Source organism: Jiella sp. M17.18 (assembly GCF_041027365.1).
Classification (GTDB): domain Bacteria; phylum Pseudomonadota; class Alphaproteobacteria; order Rhizobiales; family Rhizobiaceae; genus VKMB-3413.
Map to the genome: position 1 here is coordinate 1 of NZ_JBFTEH010000023.1, position 18,722 is coordinate 18,722.

Genomic DNA, 18,722 nt, shown 5'->3' on the forward strand with positions numbered 1-18,722 from the left:
GAACAGGAGTTCGGCGCCGGTCGGCGACAGCGGCACGTAGCCGAGTTCATCGACGATCAGCAGTTTGACGGATTGCAGGTCGCGCTGCGACTTCAGGAGACGACGTTCGTCGCGGGCTTCCATGAGTTGATGGACGAGCGCCGCGGCGGTCGTGAAGACAACGGTGAAGCCCTTCTGGCAGGCGGCGAGGCCGAGGGCCAGGGCGACGTGCGTCTTGCCCGTGCCGGAATTGCCCAGCGCGATCACGTTCTCCCGGCGGAGGATGAACTCGCACCGCGCCAGCTCCAGCACCAGCATCTTGTTGAGCGTCGGGATGGCGGTGAAGTCGAAGGTATCGAAGCTTTTGACGGCCGGGAACCGTGCCGCCTTGATCCGGCGCTCCACCATGCGCCGCTCCCGGTCGATCAGTTCCAGCTCGATCAGGCGCAGCAGATAACGGGGATGGTCGACGCCGTCGCGGGCACACTCGCGGGCGACCTTGTCGTATTCTCGCAGCACCGTCGGCAGCTTCAACTGCTTGAGGTGGTGGGCGAGCAGGACCTGCGGCGTGCCGCTCGTCGTCCCCCTCGGCATGGTGTCGGGCGTCGACTTGTCGGTCATGCCGCCCGCTCGGGAATGAGGACGGCATAGTCGGCCGCCGCTGTCGTCCGGACGTCCATCTTCGGCAGATGCGGGTAGGCTGCCAAGTCGAGACGCGCCGGGCGGTGCTCGATCCGCGCAAGCGCGATCAGCTTGATGGCGTCGAACCCGACGGCCCCGAGCCGGATCGCTTCCGTCACCGCATCGGTGACGATCGGCATCGGGATCGTCTCCATCAGCCGCAGCACCTGGATGAACTCACGCCGACCTCGATTGCCCATGCGCGCCTCCAGGAGATGGCGAAGATGCTGGAAGGCCTCCGGGAGATCCCAGTTCTGCAGCGGCGCCGCCTGGTCGAGCGCGTTCGGCTTGGTCTCGATCAGCGCCAGATAGTGCAGCGGGTCGAACACGAAGGTGCCGGTGCCGTAGCAGCGGCGGTGACGGGCGATCTCCTCGCCGGCGCACAGGATCACCACCTCGTCGACGAAGCCCTTCACAAGGACATCCCGGAAGCCGAAGGTCGTGGGTACCGAGTAGTCGTTGCACCGGTATCGGACCAGCGAGGTCGACGAGACCCGTCCGATCCGCTTCTCGCACGGCTCGAGCGGTGTCGCCGGCAGGTCCTTGAAGACCGCCAGATCGGCGACGAGCCGCTCGCCAATCGTCTCGCCGTGGCGTCCGGCCCGTTCGCCTTGCCGTTGGCGACATCGCTCGGCCAGCATGGCGTTCAGATCGTCGAAGCTTGCCGCCTGCGGGATCGGCGTCATGAAGTTCGCCCGGGCATACTTCACCAGCCCCTCGACTTTCCCCTTGTCGTTCCCCTTTCCAGGACGGCCGAAGCGATCGGCGAAGAGGTAGTGGCTCTGAAGTTCCGTGAAGGCCCGGGTGCGCTCGCGGCGACCGTCGCCGCAGATCTTCGCAACCGCCAGCGTGGTGTTGTCGTACAGGATCGACAGCGGCACCTTGCCGAAGAAGCCGAAGGCCGACACGTGCCCGTCCAGGAAGACTTCGGTCGTCTCGGCGGGATAGGCCTTCACGAAGGGCGCGTCCGAGTGCGGCAGGTCCATGCAGAAGAAGTGGATCTTCTGCCTGACGCCGCCGATCACACCGATCGCCTCGCCGAAGTCGGCCTGGGCGTGGCCGGGCGGGTGCGCCAGCGGCACGAAAGTCTCGCGCTGGCGACCACGGGCGATCCGGACATAGTCCTTCACCACCGTCAGCCCGCCGCCATAACCATGCTCGTCGCGAAGCCGCTCGAAGATCCGCTTGGCCGTGTGGCGCTGCTTGACCGGCGCCGTGCGGTCGGCCTCCAGGATCGTGTCGATCACCGGAAGGAGCACGCCGAGCTTCGGCTTTCCCACCGGCTTCGTCCGCGTATACCCCGGCGGGATCGAGAACCGGCACATCTTCGAGACCGTCTCGCGGCTCAGGCCGAAGACCCTCGCCGCCTCGCGTTGGCTGTTGCCCTCAAGATGAACGAACCGGCGCACGGCGGCGTAGACTTCCACGGCGAACATTCCCGGCCGCTCTCCCGATAAAGGAAAACAGCCTAACCACTGGCCAGGTTTTACACCGGCGCGGCAGCCCCAACNAAAAGCCGGCTCGCCACGCCACCATTCTTCTCCCGGCGTGCAAGCGCCCACAATTCCGCAGCCGACAGAGCTTCGCTGATCCTCAACGCCATGCTCTTCCTCCTCCGCTCAGCGAAGGGAATCACACCAGCGCCCGACGAGGAATCCCCGGAGAGTCAGATCAAGCGCCGTCGGAACAACACGACTAATTTTTGGCTAACACAGCGCAAAACTCATATTGACCCCAGACCGTCTCGTACACCCGCGAGACACTGAGGCCGATATACTCACAGGCCTCCAATTCCGAAATAAGACGCCGAAAGCTCTCTGGCGTAAACTGCCACGAATGAACGTCCACATATCCGCTTTGGGACAAATTTAATGCCTCTATTGCTGCGCCAACACGATCGAAACGCGACGCTAAATTAGCGTCTTCATGATCGCCCTGCCAATGTCTTAGCGCATCCGAATGCGTAGTCATCGCGTAATGCTCAATAATACTCTGCAACGTATGGACCTTACGCTTCTCATCGAAAGCCCTGATAACTTTATCCAATGAAGAAGCGGGAAGCGGGAAATCAAAGCAATATCGCTTGTCTGGTACAATAAGGAAATATTTCCCGTTGTCCTTCAATATTCTGCCAACCTCCTTAAGATGCGTTATAAGATCCGGCTGATGCTCAATGCAATGACTACTGAATACGTAATCAAATTGCTCATCGATGATACCCATGTCACCTGTTGCAGAAACAAAATCTATATCAGGACAAGACGTCGTCGGGTATCCCACGGCTTCCGCTCTTTCAAGGAGCTTTTGCTTATCGAGGACATCAAAATATTTGACATTCCTCCCCGATAATGCGGGCTTTGTAAACGGACCGATCTCCAGGAAGCTTCCTTGCTCGGGAAACGATGCGATAAAGCCTAATCTATGCGCACAAGCCGATCCAATCCGGCCTTCTCGGATACCATGGTGCTTAAAGTGGTCTTCTAGTTCACCAGCGCTCCAGTCGCGCATGTCTTCGTGCACCAACCGGTAGAACTGATGATCGAATTCCGGCGTCTGCTGACCGCGCGTTACATGCGCAGGCAACAAATTGAAAAGATTTGACCACGGAGTGTGTGCATAGTTCACGAGTGCGCTCCCAACGGTTGTTTAGCCACTTCTCACCATTAAGTCGGCAGGGTACGATCCCCACTCCGCGACGAGCTTTTGTGCCCTCTGCATGTTCTCCGACGCGTGCTCCCAAGCGCGCTTTTTCAATAAAGGAGCGCCAAGCAGAGCGAGTTCGTATGGAAGCTGGTATGTGGCATTGAAATGAATCTCCTCGCACCGAGCCCTTTGAAGATACGAGGCCTCATCGATTACGCATCCATAATTAAATCCCGCGACGGCTAATCGTTCCGTCAATTGGGTCTCATAGGCTGCTACAACTTCAGTGAACTCGGACAAATCCTGGACCGACTCCCAGAAAATTCGGAACGCCAAACTATTAACAACTCTAGCTCCAAACACCATGAAATACGACTGCAAATGCTTTGGTATTACGCCGCCCGGCAAATGCATCGCCTCCGGCCGCCGAGAACCGCGCAGCTCTGGAAATCCGGTGATACCCCAGAAATCGGTACGCTTCGCTGTCATCACATCGAACACGTGGTCGTAGTCGTACAACGGGCCATAGCAACTATTATTAGCGAGGACGAGTTCATCCACTTTGCCTACTTCATCCCAACCAACACAACGTAAACCCTCGCGCCATGCGGCGAAATCCATACCCTTATTCTCGCGAATGACTACTTCTTCGCTATACCAAGAAAGCTTTCTCCGGTCGGTTTCCGATAACGCGCTGTTAGATACAATCACGAGGCGTGAAGATATTGTTGAAAGAGCCCGTATATTGTATACGTCTTCGTGAGATAGCTCGCCATTTGCGGAGAAGTGAACAAATATGGTTAACCTATTGACCTTCCGTTTGTCAGCGGCCGCCGGACTGTCCTTTATCTTCGACCTCCCAGGTGCACTCTGAATTTGGGCGCAACCATATCCTCTAGCCGCAGCCACATATGCCCAACACCGTTCTACAGCGTGCGCTACCGTAAACTCGACCTGCCCTTCCTCTGCGTCGAAATCATCCCATGTCCACACACGCTCGAGAAGCGGCCGGATTGCGTCGACTCTCGCCCAAAACATATTCCCGACCGGGAAACTCGGAATGCTCGGCAGGTGCGCCTCATAGCCACAGCCATTAATTATGCTTTGCACGACATCCTTCATCCCACCCCAATCGACGACGGATGATATGAGAGGATAGGGCGGAGGAAATACGACGCCAAGCTTTGGCTCGTCTCTAAACTTTCGAATGATACCTTCTAGCGTCAGGTCATCGGAAAACAGATTCTTGATGAGATATTTTCGCCATCCATCTCCCCAGTCCACTGTCGTCGATTTCTTAGTGTGAAAGTGTGCAACCAAATCATATTTAAGTATCTCTTTGGCCGCCGCTACCAGCATTGGGGCTGCATCTCGTCCGACATTTGGACATACGATTACCGTGAGCTTTCCACGGAAGCTAACGGAACCAAGTCGAGTCTTTATTAAATGGGCCTTCTCTTCGGTATCTGTTGTTATAATCAAGTCATACGGCGATGACACGAGCTCTATATTGCATACGATCTCGTCAATCAAGTCGTCAAAAAACACATGCCAATGGACAACACACCTTGGCACTGCTTTATCGGAACGCGGCTCCACCTTGTTAATAACAGTTGGAATATACTTATCACGGTTCAGCAGAACACGACGCGTCGCTTCCAACGCAGCGTAACCAAACATCTGATCCGGCTCTAAGTAGGTCCCTTCTCCCCACTCATTCCAGGCGTTAATAAACAGAAAGCGTCGCTCCTTGGGCAAACGCTTGCATGCATCTGCCTTAAGAAATGTAAGCCACTCTTCATATGCTTGAAGCGAAAAGCCATACCAAGCGGACCACCCTTCCGACCGTCTCGCGGAGTTGTCCCAACCTAGTGTAATGCCGCGGTAATATGGCATAACGGGAAGCTCCGATCGGTCGCCTCCGGAAACTACATCTTTGACGAGGCCCTGATAGTCGAACAGATGGCATTCATCGTTAATTCCGAGCAAGCCTCGGTCCAAGAGGTACGGAACGCCGTGGGCAGAGTTCGGGACGACATGGGGCGGGAACTCTACACCAGCGTCGAAAATGCCAGCCATCCGCCTCATCGCATGATCGGTCGGATCCGTGCGGACAGCCCAAACCTCTAGTCGCTCCCCGTGCTCAGCTCGCCAGTATGATTTCCAAACCTCAACCCAGCGTTTGTAGTTCGGGATAATATGGGGCTTATAAACTAAGAGTACAGGCGCCCCATCAATACGAATATACCGTCTGTCAAGTAGATACGGCTCTGCGTCCTTAATAAATTTTAGATCGTCGCCAAGTTTGTAATCTTGGGACATGAGAATATCTGCCTCTTGGCCATCCCAAGTCCGCGTCCAGTTTTCGTTAGCCCAGCAAAGGCAGAAGCGTGTATCGATATCCGGATTCGCAATTAGCGCGTCCAATGGCCTTTCTAAGAGCCTTTTGCCAGAAAACCAATAATGGTAAAAGCAAAATCCGTATATACCGTATTCTTTTGCTAGTTCCGACTGCCGCTCGATTTCCTTAGCGTCCGCGAGATCATAATACCCGATATCATTGTGAGGAACACGAGGCTGATAGTGACCGTGATAGCGGGGCTTGGCTTTTTTTGTATTAGTCCATTCTGTAAAGCCGACGCCCCACCAGCTATCGTTCTCCGGCGAGCGATGGAATTGCGGCAAATAAAAAGCGATAGGCTTCACACCATCATAAGAGGGCTGGCGTGCCGCGCCTATTTTGTGAGAATAATCAGACGAATACGCCTGACTAAAATTCGCTAGTGGGGTGAGGTAGATACGCGAATTCTTACCAGGCCCGGGCGTCCGGCCTTGTTGACGACCGATGCGAACGTAATGCTCATAAGGGGAAAAGCCAGAGTCGCGAACATCTGAGTATTCATGGATGTACCAATTATGATGGAACGCGGGAAACCGATTTTCTCCCCATCCCTGATCTAAATAATGTTTAGGAAGATCGAATCCAGCGTCAACAACGTCTCGATATTCCCGAAAATAAAATTGATAGCTAAAATTTGGATATCGGCCCTCCCGTCGGCCATGCATCCGATAGTGGACCAAAGGATCAATTTTAGAATTCCGGACGTCACTGTAGCGAGACTTGTACCATTCAGCGGAGAACGCTGGTTGTCTGCACTCGTCTCTACCATATAGGCGATAATGTTCGCGCGGATCAATGCCCGCTTCCGCCACATCGCTGTACTCGCTGAGATACCACTTCTCGTCAAAACGAGGGGCTCGGAAGGTACTTTTCCCGATTCGACGATAGTGATCGTACGGGTGCTCGTTAGTATTACGTACGTCGTGATATTCCTCGATATACCATTCTGAATCAAACCATTCTGGTATTATGTAGGCGTCCTCTTGGTCGAGGCTCGAGTCAGCTCGATGGCTGTGGAGAGACAAACGACGCTCATAATCCACAAGGGGGTTGATGTTTGGAGCCAAGCTGGGATGGGCTATTCTATATGATGCAGTCCGAAACCTGGGACCTGGATCACGACCTTCGGAAGCCCCGTACAAAATGTAGTGGGTAATAGCATCTATGCCGGAGTTGTATACGTCCCTATATTGAGAAATATACCATTCCTGGTCCATATATCGTGAATCCAAGAGGATCGCGTGTTCCTCCCTGTTCACGGATTTTATATCTAATCCGTCATAATTCCCGAATATACTATTATTCTGAGTATTGTTCGGCGATTTATCCATTTGCGTGGTCACCATCTGATTGAATACAAACTATATCGCCGAACGGGCGCCAGACTATTGCAGTCGGGCTTATGTCGGCGTTTGATGCAGAGATTAAGCGAGACTAGACGTTTCCTCAAGTGGTCTGCATTTGAAGATGGCCACTCTTTTCTCGGTATGGCTTCTGCCGCCACGTGCCCCGATTCGCCCGCTATCCGACCGATTTTTTTTTTGCTACTGCGAGGAGATACCGTCGATACCGGCTCTTGTCGAGCCTTTGAAAGAGCGGCTCCACTGAGGGCGGCGGATACTGTAGAAATTGGGAATGTTCACGGCGCGATCCGACGCGTCATGAGCGAGGCCTTCGCCGGCGACGCGCGAATCTTCGCAATCACACGGATCGAGCTGATCACGGGTCGGCGGAAGCGGCGGGATTGGACGGCGGAGAAGGCGCAGATCCTGTCGTAAAGTGCCGAGCCTGGTGCCAATATCTCGGATGTGGCGCGGCGGTGGGGCGTCAACCGCGGGCTTCTGTCGACCTGGCGCCGGCAGGCAGGTCTTACGGGATTTGCCACCGCGGCCAGAGCTGGTTTGCCGCTGTTCGTGCCGATCACGGTCGCCGCCGCCGCCTCCGATCGATGCGGTCGCGACGGCGAGATGGGGAGGACAGCGAGCGCCAGCCATGAGGTGCCGGCTCTGGCGGCCGACCCGCCGGGGCGGATCGAGGTGACGATCGGCGCGGGACGCATGGTGGTGATGGGGCCCGTCGATCCAGGCTTGGCGGTGGCGATCGTCGGAGCCCTGCGAGCGAAGCGGTGATCGCGCTGACGGGCCATCCGAAGATCGTCGTGGCGACGCAGCCGATCGACTTTCGCCGCGGCATGAACGGTCTGGTGGCGCTGGTCGCCTCGGCGCTCGCGGCCGATCCCTATTGCGGCGATGTGTTCGTCTTCCGTCTCAAGCGCGGCGACAGGCTGCGCCTGGTATTCTGGGGTGGAAGCGGCATGGTCCTGGCAACGAAATGGCTTGAGGAAGGCCGGTTCGTCTGGCCGCCGGTGCGCGATGGAGCGCTGCATCTGACGCCGGAGGAGTTCGCGCTCCTCGTGGCCGGCCTCGACTGGACGAAGGTGGCACGAAAGCCCTTCAAAAGGCCGGCCCGAGCGGCCTGAACCACCTGGATTTGCTTGAGGATTCAGGCCGTCATGGTAGATTGGGCCATGGCGCCTCGTGCTGATTCTCTGCCCACGGATCCTGCCGAATTGACGCAGATGGTTCTCGCGCTCAAGGCCGAGAATGCCGAGCTTCGCGTCTATGCCGATATCCTTCGTCAGATGATCTTCGGCGCGAAGTCGGAGAAGATGGCGGCGCTCGATTCGATGCAGATCGCGCTCGATCTCGGCGACCTGAGCACGCTTCCGCTGGCCGCCAATGACGATGGCGCGTCAGGGGCTGGTGAGGAGCGTTCGCGGCGCAAGCGCCGTTCGCCGTCGCGCAACATGGGGGCCCTGCTCAGGCATCTTCCCCGCTATGAAGAGGTGATCGAACCGAAGAGCACGATCTGCCCCTGCTGCAGCGGAACTCTCCACCGCATCGGTGAAGACGTCAGCGAGGCGCTCGATCTCGTTCCGGCACTTCTGCGGGTGATCCGGACGATCCGGCCAAAATACGCCTGCCGGACCTGCGTTGCCGGTGTCGTTCAGGCGCCGGCGCGCTTGCGGGTGATGGATGGCGGCATGGCGACGACGGCGCTGGTGGCGCATGTGGTCGTCTCAAAGTTCGCCTGGCATCTGCCGCTTTACCGGCAGGCGCAGATCTTCTCCGGATATGGCCTCGACATAAACCGGGGAACGCTCGGCGGCTGGGTGGCGCGGGCAGCCTGGTGGCTGCGCCCGCTCTATGATCGATTGCTGTCGTTCATCCGCTCGCAGCCTCGCCTGTTCTGCGACGAGACGCCGCTGCCACGGCTCGATCCCGGGCGCAAGCGGACGAAGATCTGCCAGCTCTGGGCGCAGGCGGTCGACGACCGGCCCTGGCAGGGACCGGCCCCGCCGGCGGTCGGCTATGTCTTTGCCGAAAGTCGGGGAACGGCAGAGATCGAAAGCCAGCTCTCCGCCTTCGGCGGCGTTCTCCAGGTTGACGGCTATGCAGCCTACAAGACGCTCGCCAAGCGGCGGCGCAAGAGTAATGCCGCGCCGCTGCGGCTGGCCTTCTGTCTCGCCCACGCCCGCCGTAAGTTCGTGGAGGTGGTCAAGACGACAAACTCGGCCGAGGCTCTGGGCGTGATTGCGACGCTGGCCGAGGTCTACCGGATCGAGTCTCGGATCCGCGGCATGGACGCCGAGACGCGGCTTTCGGTGCGCCGGGCCGAGAGCGCTCCGTTCATGGCGGCGCTGAAGGAGCGGCTGACGGCGATGGTGGAAGAGGTCTCGGCCAAGTCGGCGCTCGGCAAGGCTGCCGCCTACACCCTGGCGCACTGGCAGGGCCTCGTTGCCTTCCTCGACGACGGGCGGATTGAGGTGGACAGCAATCTGGTCGAGCGATCGATCAAGTCGGTCTGCCTGACGCGCAAGAATGCGCTCTTTGCCAGGTCGCGCCGGGGCGGCGAGACCTTTGCGATCCTGGCCTCGCTGATCAACACGGCCAAGCTGAACGGCCTCGATCCGCAGATCTGGCTCGCCGACGTCCTGGAGCGGATCGTCTCGGGCGCCGTTCCCGTCAACCGGCTCGACAGTCTCCTGCCCTGGACCTGGAAGGCCGAGCGGGACGCTCTGGGAGCGGGGATGTTGGCCGCATGAGCGGCGATCGGGAGCACAGGAAGAGGGTCGCAGAGCCTTCTGCCTCGCGCTCTGTGCCACGACTGATGCTGGACGAAGCTTCCTTCGTATCCTTTCTGGCCGAGCGACGGCCTCATCCGCCGGTCCTGAGCATGGACGGGCTCGACGGCTATCTGACGGCCCTGATCATCGGACCTCGCTTCATCGATCCGCGGCGGTGGATCCCTCTGTTCGTCGGGGAGACGGCCTTGATGGCGGCGGCAGAGACGCCGGAAGCTCGGGCAGTTCAGACACTGGCGACCAACTACAACCGCATATCCACGGCTCTGGCGGAGACGCCGGCGAAGTGGCGTCCCCACTTTGTCCGGCGACAGGACACACGCTTCAATCCATTCTTCTGGTCGACAGGCTTCCTCCTGGGAACCGGCTTCGCGCCTCGACTATGGCGTCCCGTTCTACAAGGGCATCCTGACACTGGCGACATCATCGCGCCGATCAGGAAAATGGCGGACGCAAAAGTCCTTCTGGACGAGACCGAGGTTGCCGCCATCGCCAAGGCGGTCGTCGCCATCCGGTCTCACTTCATGCCAAAGCGCGCCAAGGCACGCTTCTGAGCGAACCGCCTCTGCGAAGTCCAGGGCGAAATCCGTGTCCCGCTCATCGCGCTTACGATTGACCACGCCACCGCCGGGTGACAAACAAAACCAAGGTCCGCAGCGCCTCGAAAAGGTGGGCGACATGATCGCGGAATCGCCGGGCGACTTCATCCGAATACGCAGGTTCCTTGATAGTACCCTTTCTCGTAGTTGTAGACGTCTATCCGGTTGAGCCTAGCGTAATTCAAAGCGACTGTCAGGAATCTGTGTTTTTGTAAGAAAAATTGCCTCCGCTACTCGCGATGGCCTTCCTCAGGTACTCGCTTTCCCTGCCGGACCAGATCAAGGAGGCTGAGATATCGCGGCAATGTCACGCGCCTGATATCATAGTCGCTGACGCAAGTCTCACGCGCCCGGCGCCGGATCGACGTGAAGGCCCGAGGCCGCGCGAGCACGTCGACGAGCCGGTCGGCCAAGCCTTGGACGTCATCGAAATCGCAGAGCAGCCCATTTCCGCCGTCCGCAATGACTTCCTCGACCGGCGCCGTCTTCGAGCCGACGACGAGGCAGGCGCTGCTCAATGCCTCTAGGCAAGACCAGGACAGGACGAAAGGAAAACTGAGATAGACATGCGCGGCCGACACCTTCAGGACGCCGAGATACTGCCGGTGGGGCAGCGGGCCGAGGAACCGAATCCGCTGAAGGTCGAGATCCGCGCCGACCTCGTCCAAAAGCACGCTCTTCCAGGACCGGCCCGACGGATGCCTTGTACCATAGCTGACGCCGTCGTCCCCGACGATCAGCACGCGCGCCTGCGGCCGACGCTTCAGGACCTCCGGCAGGGCCCGCATAAAGACGTGGAAGCCGCGATAGGGCTCAAGGTTGCGCGCGACATAGGTGATGATCTCTTGGCCGGCATGATAGGATTCATCGCCGGCGATCAGGTGCCCCTCCGGATCTGGCGCGGCGAGATCGGTATCGACCCCTTCGTGAGCGACCGTCATGCGCGCCTGCATGTAGTCGGGAAAGCCCGACTTCTGCCATCTGGTCGGCGTAACGCCCCAGTCTGCCGTTTCAAAGGATAGGAGCGGAATGGCGTTTTTGGCGCGAATGCGCGGCGCGTCGTCCTCGGTCAGCACCGCATCGCGGTCGAAGCCTACATCGGCCCCGCGGTAACGGTAGAAGAACTCAAGATATGTGAGCAGCGGCACCTGCGGCCAGACATCCTTGAGAAAGAGTGTCTCCCCCCAGCCGCAATGGCCGACGATGATGTCTGGGATGAACCCTTCCGCCTTCAGGCCTCGGCAGGCTTGATAAGCCGCCTGTCCGTTGAGAACACCTAATTCGAGGTCCGTCAGATAGTGGTGAGTCTCGTGCGAAGGGTCGCGATGACGCGCATAGATGCGAACCTCGACCCCGGCGACCGGCAGGACCATGTTTTGGGTCAGGAAGATCACCCGGTCGCGCCTGGCCGCCAGATGAGCGGTCAGATGGGCAAACTGCCCGGGTCCGTTCTGATGGACGAAGAGGATGTTCATGCTTCGGGCGCAGTCGGATCTGCCCCGATGCCGTCCGGCCTTGTCGCTTCCGCAACGAGCTCAAATTCCGGCGTGCGGCGCACCAAGACCGGATCGAACCCGGCACAGAGCAGTACCTGCCCCAGCTTTTGAGGCGTGAATCCAGATCGATGCGCCATTGCCGTGCGCCCGGCGGCAATCGCCGCGCCATGGCCATAGAGGATGTCGTGGGGCGTGATCGGTCCGGCCGCCGAAATATAGAGAGGCTCCATCATGCGGCCCTCGCCGGCAACCCGCGCCGCCGCCTCGACGTCCGGCACGAAGGCGTGAAGCTTGCCGCCGCGCCGCAGCACCCGGAACAGTTCCCGAGCCGCCACATTCGCTTCATGCGCGTAAAGATGCTCGAGGATATGAGAACACCAGACCGTCTCGAAGCTTTCGTCCGCAAATGCCGACAGGTCGGTGATGCTGGCGATGATATCGGGCGCGACCCCGGGATCAAGGTCTGCCCGCACAACCTCCCAGCCCGTATCGGCCGAGAATCGGGAGCTGAAGCGGGCGTCGGATCCCAAAGGCCCGCTGCCGACATTCAGGACTTTTGGCGCATGCGTGACTGCTGCGGCCATCGGTGGAGTTCCTCTGTCGCGAGATGTCGGAGAGGTCAGAAGATACGCTCCGATTTCGGATCCTTCCGCTTCTCGACGACCACGACCCGCAGGGCTTCCAAGGGGTCCCCAATGCGGTCGGAGCGCAGCGGCGACCCGTTCTGGCCCTTCGCCATACGGCCGCCCCCGACGAAGCTACCCTCGTAGCTGACGTCGTAGTGGCGGGCCGCCTCACCGGTAAGTTGGATTGCGAGTCCGGTGAGCGCAAGCTCCCTGCCGCGGCTGCCGCAGAATTCGCCCGCTTTCACCCAGGGCGTCTCGATGCCGTTTGACGTCAGCCCCTTGTATTCCAAATCGTGGCGCGAGATGTCCTCGAGAGGCGTGATGGACACGCCCTCGATCCAATGTCCCCGCCCCTGCAGCCCGGCCCAGCCTACATCCGAGACGCGGATGTCGCCATAGCGCTGAACATGCACGACCACTTCGCAACGAAGCACTCTTTGGCCTGCCGATCCGTCGGGCTGGCCGGTATGTGTCGGACGTGCCAGCAGTGCCGGCGCGGCGCCAGACGTGCCGACACGCTGCAGATTGATCCCGATCGTCGCGTCGGGGTGTGATTCGGGCTTGAGCGAGGTGAAAGCGACCACAGCCTGCTCGCCCGAGACCTTGATCGCCAGTGCCTCGCCGACTCGCGACAGCCAGGTGGAACCGGACGAGGCCAGGAACTCCACCGCGCCATTCTTCGAGTACGGTGTCTCGGCGACGTGTAGCGCCGGTAGCGGGATCTTGTCCTGCGCGTTGCGGAAGCGGTTTTCTGTAACGACGACCGTATATAGACCGGCTGACAGCGAGAATATCTGCGTCGAGGATTGTACCTGTTCCTGCGATAAAATGGGAGGACTATCAGCCATGGGGTGTTTCTCCGGGATCGAATTGAAAGTCAAAGGGACAGACTAACGGTGGCATTGCCAAAGGCGTCTTTGGCCTCGACTATTCGAGGATTGGAAGGACGCTTCCAAGCCAGGAGGGCGTCGTTGACAGCGGCGGGCGTCGCGCTCATGGGAAGTAGGCGGCCTCCGCCATGCTCACCGATGCGCTCCGCGATTGCGCCGATATCGAAGGCGAGAACCTCAAGCCCGCTTCGCCAGACCTCGCTTAGCGTATAGGACCAAGTCTCTGGGCAGACGGACGGCAGGAGCGCGACCTCCGCCCCCGAAAGCGATAGAAGGGTCGGGAACTCCTCCACCTCGTAGTGCCCGGTGACGAAGATGCGGCCGGTGGAAAACAGCGCATAGTCGTCCTCGCTGTAGCCAACGACGACGAATCTGAGCGGCAGGTCGCGCAAGACCGCGTCTTCGGCGCAGGCCTTGAGAACAGCGAAGCCCTTGTGGAGACCGATGGCGCCCGGCACCGCAACTGTCAGCGAGCCGGTGCCGGGTATATGTCGGGCGGTCGGACGAGCCGCGTCCCACGGCGTTATCTCCATCGGCGGGCCCGCGACATAGCGCTTCAGGCGCGCTGCGACGTCCCGGCTGGGGGCGGTGACCCGCGCCGCCCCCTCGAATATTCGCCGGCTACGGGCGCGAAGGTCAGCGACCGGGATAGCCTCGTCCGTCGAAGCCCCGAATGAGGCGACGCAGCGATCACATTCAGCCGCGTCCGGCTCCCCGCAGTAGCGCCCCTCCCCGCCGACTAGCGACATGCGGGGGCAGATCCAGGAGTAGTCGTGGACGACGATGGCGTAGGGAACTCCCAACATCGCCGGCAGCTCTAGAACGCGGGGGTCGTGATGGAGGGTGTGGTGGAACTCGATCTCGCCGATGCGAAGAGATTTCAGAAGCACCAGAAGGTCGTCGAACTCGTCCCGCTCGAAAACCAGGTCTTCCAGATCAGGCTGGTGCGCGACAACGAGGCGACTGCGGCGGCGCTCCTCGTTCGGCGCCGGCGGCACCGCCTGCAGCGTGACGGGGCGTTGCCCCCCCTCCCGCAGTTCTTCGACACGGGCCGTCACATGGGTAGCCACGCCGCCGGTCCATCCCATGGTAATGATCAGCGTCGCGGGCGCAGCGGTGTCGAGCCGCAACCGTTCGCGGTCGATCCGGCGGCGGGCCGGTGCCAGAGGATCGGCGGCGACATGCCGGGCAACTGCCTCGTTGTATCCTGGGTAGAGCTGTTCGATGATCGCGCCGTTGCGATCGGCCAAGATCCGGCGTTGCGCCCCGAAAGACCGTTCGCCAGAATGGCCGATGAACACGTCGGCCGCTACGACATGACGCCAGCCGAGCGCCCGGGCCCGCAGGCAGAAGTCGTTCTCCTCACCATAACCGCGCCCGAAGGTCACTGCGTCGAAGCTCCCGACCTCGGCAAGGCACTCGGCCCGCACATAGAGGCAATGGCCAACGCCGGTGGGAACCTCGGCCGTTTCCCCGGCATTGACGCGCTGTGCTGACCAATCGATCGCCTCCACCTCCTGAAGGCTTCGTTCCCGGACGCCTCCACCGTAGCTCGCAATGCTGCCGGAGGCGGCAAGGGCGGTCACGGTTCCGATGTCTTCGGCGCTGTGGCAGGCCCGCGCCATTCGGTCAAGCCAATCGCCGGCAACGAGCGTGTCGGCGTTCAACAAGACGACGTCACGCCCCGCGGCCTCAGCAAGTCCCCGATTGACCGCACCAGGATAGCCGAGATTCACAGAATTGCGCAGGAGCGTGATCGCCCCTTCGCGCGAAAGACGAAGGAGATCGTCCGACAAATCCGGGTCGGGTGCGGCATCGTCGACGACTACGATGCGGGTCCCCGCAGGCACCGTCGCAAGGACACTTGCGAGGCAAGCCAGCGTTTCCGTCCGTCCGTCATAGACCGGAACGATCACGCCACGCGGGCGACCGGCGTCGGCTGACCGGCGCTGCCGACTTGCTTGGCTGCCCACCTTGATCGGCACCCTGGCCAGTGCGTCCCGGACGGGTGCTTCGTCCGCCGGTGCAGCGGGGGGACGCGGGGCAGCCCGCCTCCACATCGCGATAGCGCCGACGAGAGCACCGTGATCCGGCGCCTCCACCGGCGAACCGGCGAGCGGAACCGCGAGCGCCTCGACGACGATCCGCCCCGGCGCAAGTTCTGCGCTGGCGGTATTGAGGGTAAAGCCGCAATCCAAAGTTGGACAGCCGAGCTTCCGTGCGACCCGGCTCGGCGCGTCGGCGATCAGTGTGATCTCTCGCCCGAGCCGGTCGCGCACAATGACCTTCAGCGCCGTATCGGGCAGTCCAGGTGCCCAGGCCCAGCCCGAGATGGTCCCGTGCTCCTCCCAGACTGCACCAAGAACTTTGGGACTCGCGGGAAGGCGAAGAGAACTGCCGATGAATTCGCTCGTCCGGCCGCGGAACGTCGCGACGCCGCCCTGTGCACTCCGCTCGCGGGGAACATGAAAACGAAGCAGCGGTCCGGCTTCATCTACGACCGCGAAATCGGCGAGATCCACGACGATTGAATCTGTACCGGCGCGCCTATAACGAATGGTTGCGGCCTGAAGGGCATCGCGCCGGAAGCCGCCGATCAGCCCGTGTTCACCCGCGGACGCGACCCAACCTTCCACCCCGCGCACAGTAAGGACGACTGCGTCCAGAAGGTCTATCACCGTTGTGGACATTGCGCCCAGTGCAGCCAGGCTTCTTGCAAAGGCAAGAAGATCGTCTCCGTCCCCCAGCGCCAAGGCGGCGCGAAGAGCGATCTCAAGGATCGTCGCATCGAGGCCGAGATTTTCCGTTGCGTTCGCAGCGATCGATCCCACCTCGCGATAGCGTCCGGCCGACAGCGCGACCGCCGCGTTCAGGGCTATGAAATCGAGCCGCTTCGGGTTCATGCGAATCAGCCGTCCGGCATGAAGAAGAGCGGAAGGGTAGTTCCGAGCCTGAAGATCAATACGCACGAGGCCGGCGACGGCCTCCAGATGCTCGTTGCTATCGGCCAAAAGCTCCACAGCAAGACGTGCGGCGGCCGGATCGCGCAGCGAAATCAGATCGGCAAGAGCCGCGACCTTATCGGAGAAAGCAAACGGCATGACATAAGCCAACTGGGCTCACGCCTATGGCGCGAGCCCAGAAGATAAGAATGACCAAACTGAGAGGGTGAGATCACCCTAGCTGAGCAGGATATTGCCGCGCAGCGATGCGATCGTCGTATTCTGGAAGGTGACCGTCACATTGCTACTGGCGAAGGTGATCTTCACCGAACCCCCGCTCTCGGTTGCGTTCGCGAGGAGTTTGTCAACGCTTGTGGCACCGAGGCCAACAAATGCCACCGTGTCAGCGGTTCCACCAACACCGAAATCAGTCACCGTGTAGTTGCCACCAACCCCAAGATTGGTGAACAGGAAGAGGTCCTGGCCGCCGCCGCCTGCGAAGACGTTGTTACCGCCACCACCGACAATCGTCTCAGCGGCCGCGCCACCAACGACTGTATTGGTACCGCCGGTTACACCGATCAGCGAGCTGACCTGACCGCCGAAGATCGTATTATTGCCGCCAGTGATGACTGCAGTGTCGTTGGCCCCGCTGACTTGGCCAACACCAACGATGTTACTGCCGCCGAAAACACCTTCGACATTTGTGCCAGCACCGCCCTGGATGGTGTTATTTCCGGCCGCAGCAATGATGGTGTCGTTGCCTGTGCTGCCGAGGAGTTGATAGCTGCCGCCCGGCACAGTAGAAGTGCCAAGAAGAGCGCCGCCGGCGCCGCCAACTATCGTGCCCGATCCGGTGCCGCCAGCGATCGTCGCCTTTTGGTCGGCGATGACGTACGTACTTCTCTGACTACCGACCTGAACGACGTTACTCGTACCTTCGACGACGAATACCGAGTTATCAGCACCCTGAACCAAGGCGGGTGACGACGGCGTTCCGACCGAATTCGTCGTGAAGACGCCGCCCGATCCATTAACATTGTTCAGCAACGTCTTGGTGAGGTTGCTGACGTTCGGATCGCTCGATACGGCACTACCGGCATTCGTCGTGCCGCCGCTAACGGTTGTGGTTGCCATCCATAATCCCCTTTGAAAGGCTGAGGTGCGTTTGTCTACCACTGAGCGAAGGGCGCTGCAACAGGAAAAACCATGTACAGAAAGCGGATTTGCGCAAGAGTTTCTCCTGCCATCAAATAGATCGGCGGAAGACGCTTGATTACAACCCGACTCTGTCGCATGGCTGGATCGGGGAGTCGTAAAGTGCCTCCGCACGACAGAGCGCTACGGAAAGTGTTAACGCGGCTAAATCGGAGGCGAGCCAGAGACGAGGAATCCTCGAATATCGTGGCTGGTTTTAGCATAATCGTCTATATGATAAAATCTCGTATAATATTACTTTTTCAGATGGTGGTATTATGTATAAGGGAGAGCACTATGGTGGATATCTGCGTATAAAATGCGGTTCTTGCTTCATATAATTTATGATTCAGGAAAGCAGCTTGAGAATATCGTTTGGCCGACGTATAATAAGCTCGTCGGGCCGTTCTGTTGCGCCGAACAACTATGACCGCTTCGAGCGAACTCCGAGTCTGGGGATCTTCTTGTGCGTCGCGTTATGCAAAAGCTTTGCGTTGGCACTTTTGCTAAACCCGTCCTGCCGGACATTCGGGGCGGGGCGTTTGCCAGGGCATCGGCTATGCGCTTCATCACGCGCAAAACGGTGATTAACCGCTTGATGCGGAAGCTTTGAAGGGTTTCGTGGGCAGTCTATACTAGAAATCTTCATGATTTTGACGATGGCACCTTCCGGACTGTTGACACGGTACACTTTGCCGACGCCCTTTACGTGCTGCATGTCTTCCAGAAGAAGGTAAAACAGGAGTTGCGACCCCGAAGCGCGATAGTGAGCTGATCAAACAGCGCTTGCGCGAGGCCGAGGAGCATTACCGCCAGCACTTCACCAAAGGAGGACCGACATCATGACGACCCAGAACGCCCCGATCGCCGCCGAAATCGGCAGCGGCAACATCTTTGCCGATCTGGGACTGCCTGATGCCGAGGAGCACCTCCTGAAGGCACAGGTGGTTGTGGTGCTGCACCGGCTGATCAAGGCCCGCAAGCTCACTCAGACTGCCGCGGCCAAGCTGCTATGAACCGCGCCGACTTTCCCGGAGACCTCAATTCCTGAGAGAATGGGGTCATCATGACGAAAGCGACATCGAAGAGATATTCGCCTGAGGTCCGGGAACGGGCGGTCCGAA

At 59.7% G+C, this 18,722-nt stretch carries 14 protein-coding genes and 2 pseudogenes; 7 read left to right on the plus strand and 9 right to left on the minus strand.

The window, feature by feature from the left end:
• The 4 genes from AB5S17_RS22580 to AB5S17_RS22595 all read right to left on the minus strand — a co-directional run.
• Positions 1–600 (minus strand): ATP-binding protein (locus AB5S17_RS22580; RefSeq protein WP_369243445.1); only part of this gene is annotated, 600 nt, incomplete at its 3' end.
• Complete coding sequence (gene istA, locus AB5S17_RS22585; RefSeq protein ID WP_369243446.1) at positions 597–2,096, minus strand: IS21 family transposase; 1,500 nt, start codon at positions 2,094–2,096, stop codon at positions 597–599. The genes AB5S17_RS22580 and istA, both read right to left, overlap by 4 nt.
• Before the next feature lie 259 nt (positions 2,097–2,355).
• On the minus strand, positions 2,356–3,285 hold the full coding sequence (locus AB5S17_RS22590) for a methyltransferase domain-containing protein (protein WP_369243447.1): 930 nt from the start codon (positions 3,283–3,285) through the stop codon (positions 2,356–2,358).
• 21 nt (positions 3,286–3,306) lie between these two features.
• Complete coding sequence (locus tag AB5S17_RS22595) at positions 3,307–6,921, minus strand: glycoside hydrolase family 99-like domain-containing protein (RefSeq protein ID WP_369243448.1); 3,615 nt, start codon at positions 6,919–6,921, stop codon at positions 3,307–3,309.
• A 576-nt stretch (positions 6,922–7,497) separates the two neighbouring features.
• On the opposite strand from AB5S17_RS22595, the pseudogene AB5S17_RS22600 reads away from it, so the two are divergent.
• From AB5S17_RS22600 to AB5S17_RS22620, 5 genes and pseudogenes are all read left to right on the plus strand, one after another.
• Positions 7,498–7,563 (plus strand): annotated as a pseudogene (locus AB5S17_RS22600) (IS66 family insertion sequence element accessory protein TnpB); the annotation flags it as partial.
• A gap of 42 nt (positions 7,564–7,605) precedes the next feature.
• Positions 7,606–7,833 (plus strand): hypothetical protein, encoded by a 228-nt coding sequence (locus AB5S17_RS22605; protein ID WP_369243449.1) that lies wholly within the window; start codon positions 7,606–7,608, stop codon positions 7,831–7,833.
• Complete coding sequence (gene tnpB, locus AB5S17_RS22610; protein ID WP_369243450.1) at positions 7,830–8,183, plus strand: IS66 family insertion sequence element accessory protein TnpB; 354 nt, start codon at positions 7,830–7,832, stop codon at positions 8,181–8,183. Before AB5S17_RS22605 ends, tnpB begins: the two co-directional genes overlap by 4 nt.
• Before the next feature lie 48 nt (positions 8,184–8,231).
• The gene (locus tag AB5S17_RS22615; RefSeq protein WP_369243458.1) at positions 8,232–9,809 is read left to right on the plus strand and encodes an IS66 family transposase; all 1,578 of its coding nucleotides are present in this window, start codon (positions 8,232–8,234) and stop codon (positions 9,807–9,809) included.
• Positions 9,806–10,402 carry a YecA family protein gene (locus AB5S17_RS22620; RefSeq protein ID WP_369243451.1) on the plus strand — a complete coding sequence of 199 codons (597 nt, stop codon included), beginning with the start codon at positions 9,806–9,808 and terminating at the stop codon, positions 10,400–10,402. Before AB5S17_RS22615 ends, AB5S17_RS22620 begins: the two co-directional genes overlap by 4 nt.
• Before the next feature lie 275 nt (positions 10,403–10,677).
• Here the strand turns inward: AB5S17_RS22620 and AB5S17_RS22625 are convergent, their stop codons facing one another.
• The 5 genes from AB5S17_RS22625 to AB5S17_RS22645 form a co-directional block, all read right to left on the minus strand.
• Positions 10,678–11,922: a glycosyltransferase family 4 protein gene (locus AB5S17_RS22625; protein ID WP_369243452.1), complete on the minus strand. Its 1,245-nt coding sequence runs from the start codon at positions 11,920–11,922 to the stop codon at positions 10,678–10,680.
• A complete protein-coding gene (locus AB5S17_RS22630) occupies positions 11,919–12,527 on the minus strand; it encodes a methyltransferase domain-containing protein (RefSeq protein WP_369243453.1) in 609 nt (202 codons plus the stop codon). Before AB5S17_RS22630 ends, AB5S17_RS22625 begins: the two co-directional genes overlap by 4 nt.
• 35 nt (positions 12,528–12,562) lie before the next feature.
• On the minus strand, positions 12,563–13,417 hold the full coding sequence (locus AB5S17_RS22635) for a hypothetical protein (protein ID WP_369243454.1): 855 nt from the start codon (positions 13,415–13,417) through the stop codon (positions 12,563–12,565).
• Between the two features lie 29 nt (positions 13,418–13,446).
• Entirely contained in the window at positions 13,447–16,572 is a 3,126-nt protein-coding gene (locus AB5S17_RS22640; RefSeq protein ID WP_369243455.1) for a glycosyltransferase, read from the minus strand.
• Positions 16,573–16,638: 66 nt separating this feature from the next.
• On the minus strand, positions 16,639–17,538 hold the full coding sequence (locus AB5S17_RS22645; protein WP_369243456.1) for a hypothetical protein: 900 nt from the start codon (positions 17,536–17,538) through the stop codon (positions 16,639–16,641).
• 724 nt (positions 17,539–18,262) lie between these two features.
• Between AB5S17_RS22645 and AB5S17_RS22650 the strand changes: the two are divergent.
• Positions 18,263–18,373, plus strand: a pseudogene (locus AB5S17_RS22650) (hypothetical protein); the annotation flags it as partial.
• Between the two features lie 67 nt (positions 18,374–18,440).
• Positions 18,441–18,614, plus strand: a complete 174-nt coding sequence (locus AB5S17_RS22655) for an XRE family transcriptional regulator (protein WP_369243457.1) — start codon at positions 18,441–18,443, stop codon at positions 18,612–18,614.
• Positions 18,615–18,722: the final 108 nt, after the last annotated feature.

What these genes read in the sequence shown, in the direction of transcription:
- AB5S17_RS22630 (WP_369243453.1), bottom strand. Translation starts at nt 12,527, where the DNA reads ATGGCCGCAGCAGTCACGCATGCGCCAAAAGTCCTGAATGTCGGCAGC.
- AB5S17_RS22655 (WP_369243457.1), top strand. Translation starts at nt 18,441, where the DNA reads ATGACGACCCAGAACGCCCCGATCGCCGCCGAAATCGGCAGCGGCAAC.
- AB5S17_RS22625 (WP_369243452.1), bottom strand. Translation starts at nt 11,922, where the DNA reads ATGAACATCCTCTTCGTCCATCAGAACGGACCCGGGCAGTTTGCCCAT.
- AB5S17_RS22635 (WP_369243454.1), bottom strand. Translation starts at nt 13,417, where the DNA reads ATGGCTGATAGTCCTCCCATTTTATCGCAGGAACAGGTACAATCCTCG.
- AB5S17_RS22620 (WP_369243451.1), top strand. Translation starts at nt 9,806, where the DNA reads ATGAGCGGCGATCGGGAGCACAGGAAGAGGGTCGCAGAGCCTTCTGCC.
- istA (WP_369243446.1), bottom strand. Translation starts at nt 2,096, where the DNA reads ATGTTCGCCGTGGAAGTCTACGCCGCCGTGCGCCGGTTCGTTCATCTT.
- AB5S17_RS22615 (WP_369243458.1), top strand. Translation starts at nt 8,232, where the DNA reads ATGGCGCCTCGTGCTGATTCTCTGCCCACGGATCCTGCCGAATTGACG.
- AB5S17_RS22595 (WP_369243448.1), bottom strand. Translation starts at nt 6,921, where the DNA reads ATGGACCAGGAATGGTATATTTCTCAATATAGGGACGTATACAACTCC.
- AB5S17_RS22645 (WP_369243456.1), bottom strand. Translation starts at nt 17,538, where the DNA reads ATGGCAACCACAACCGTTAGCGGCGGCACGACGAATGCCGGTAGTGCC.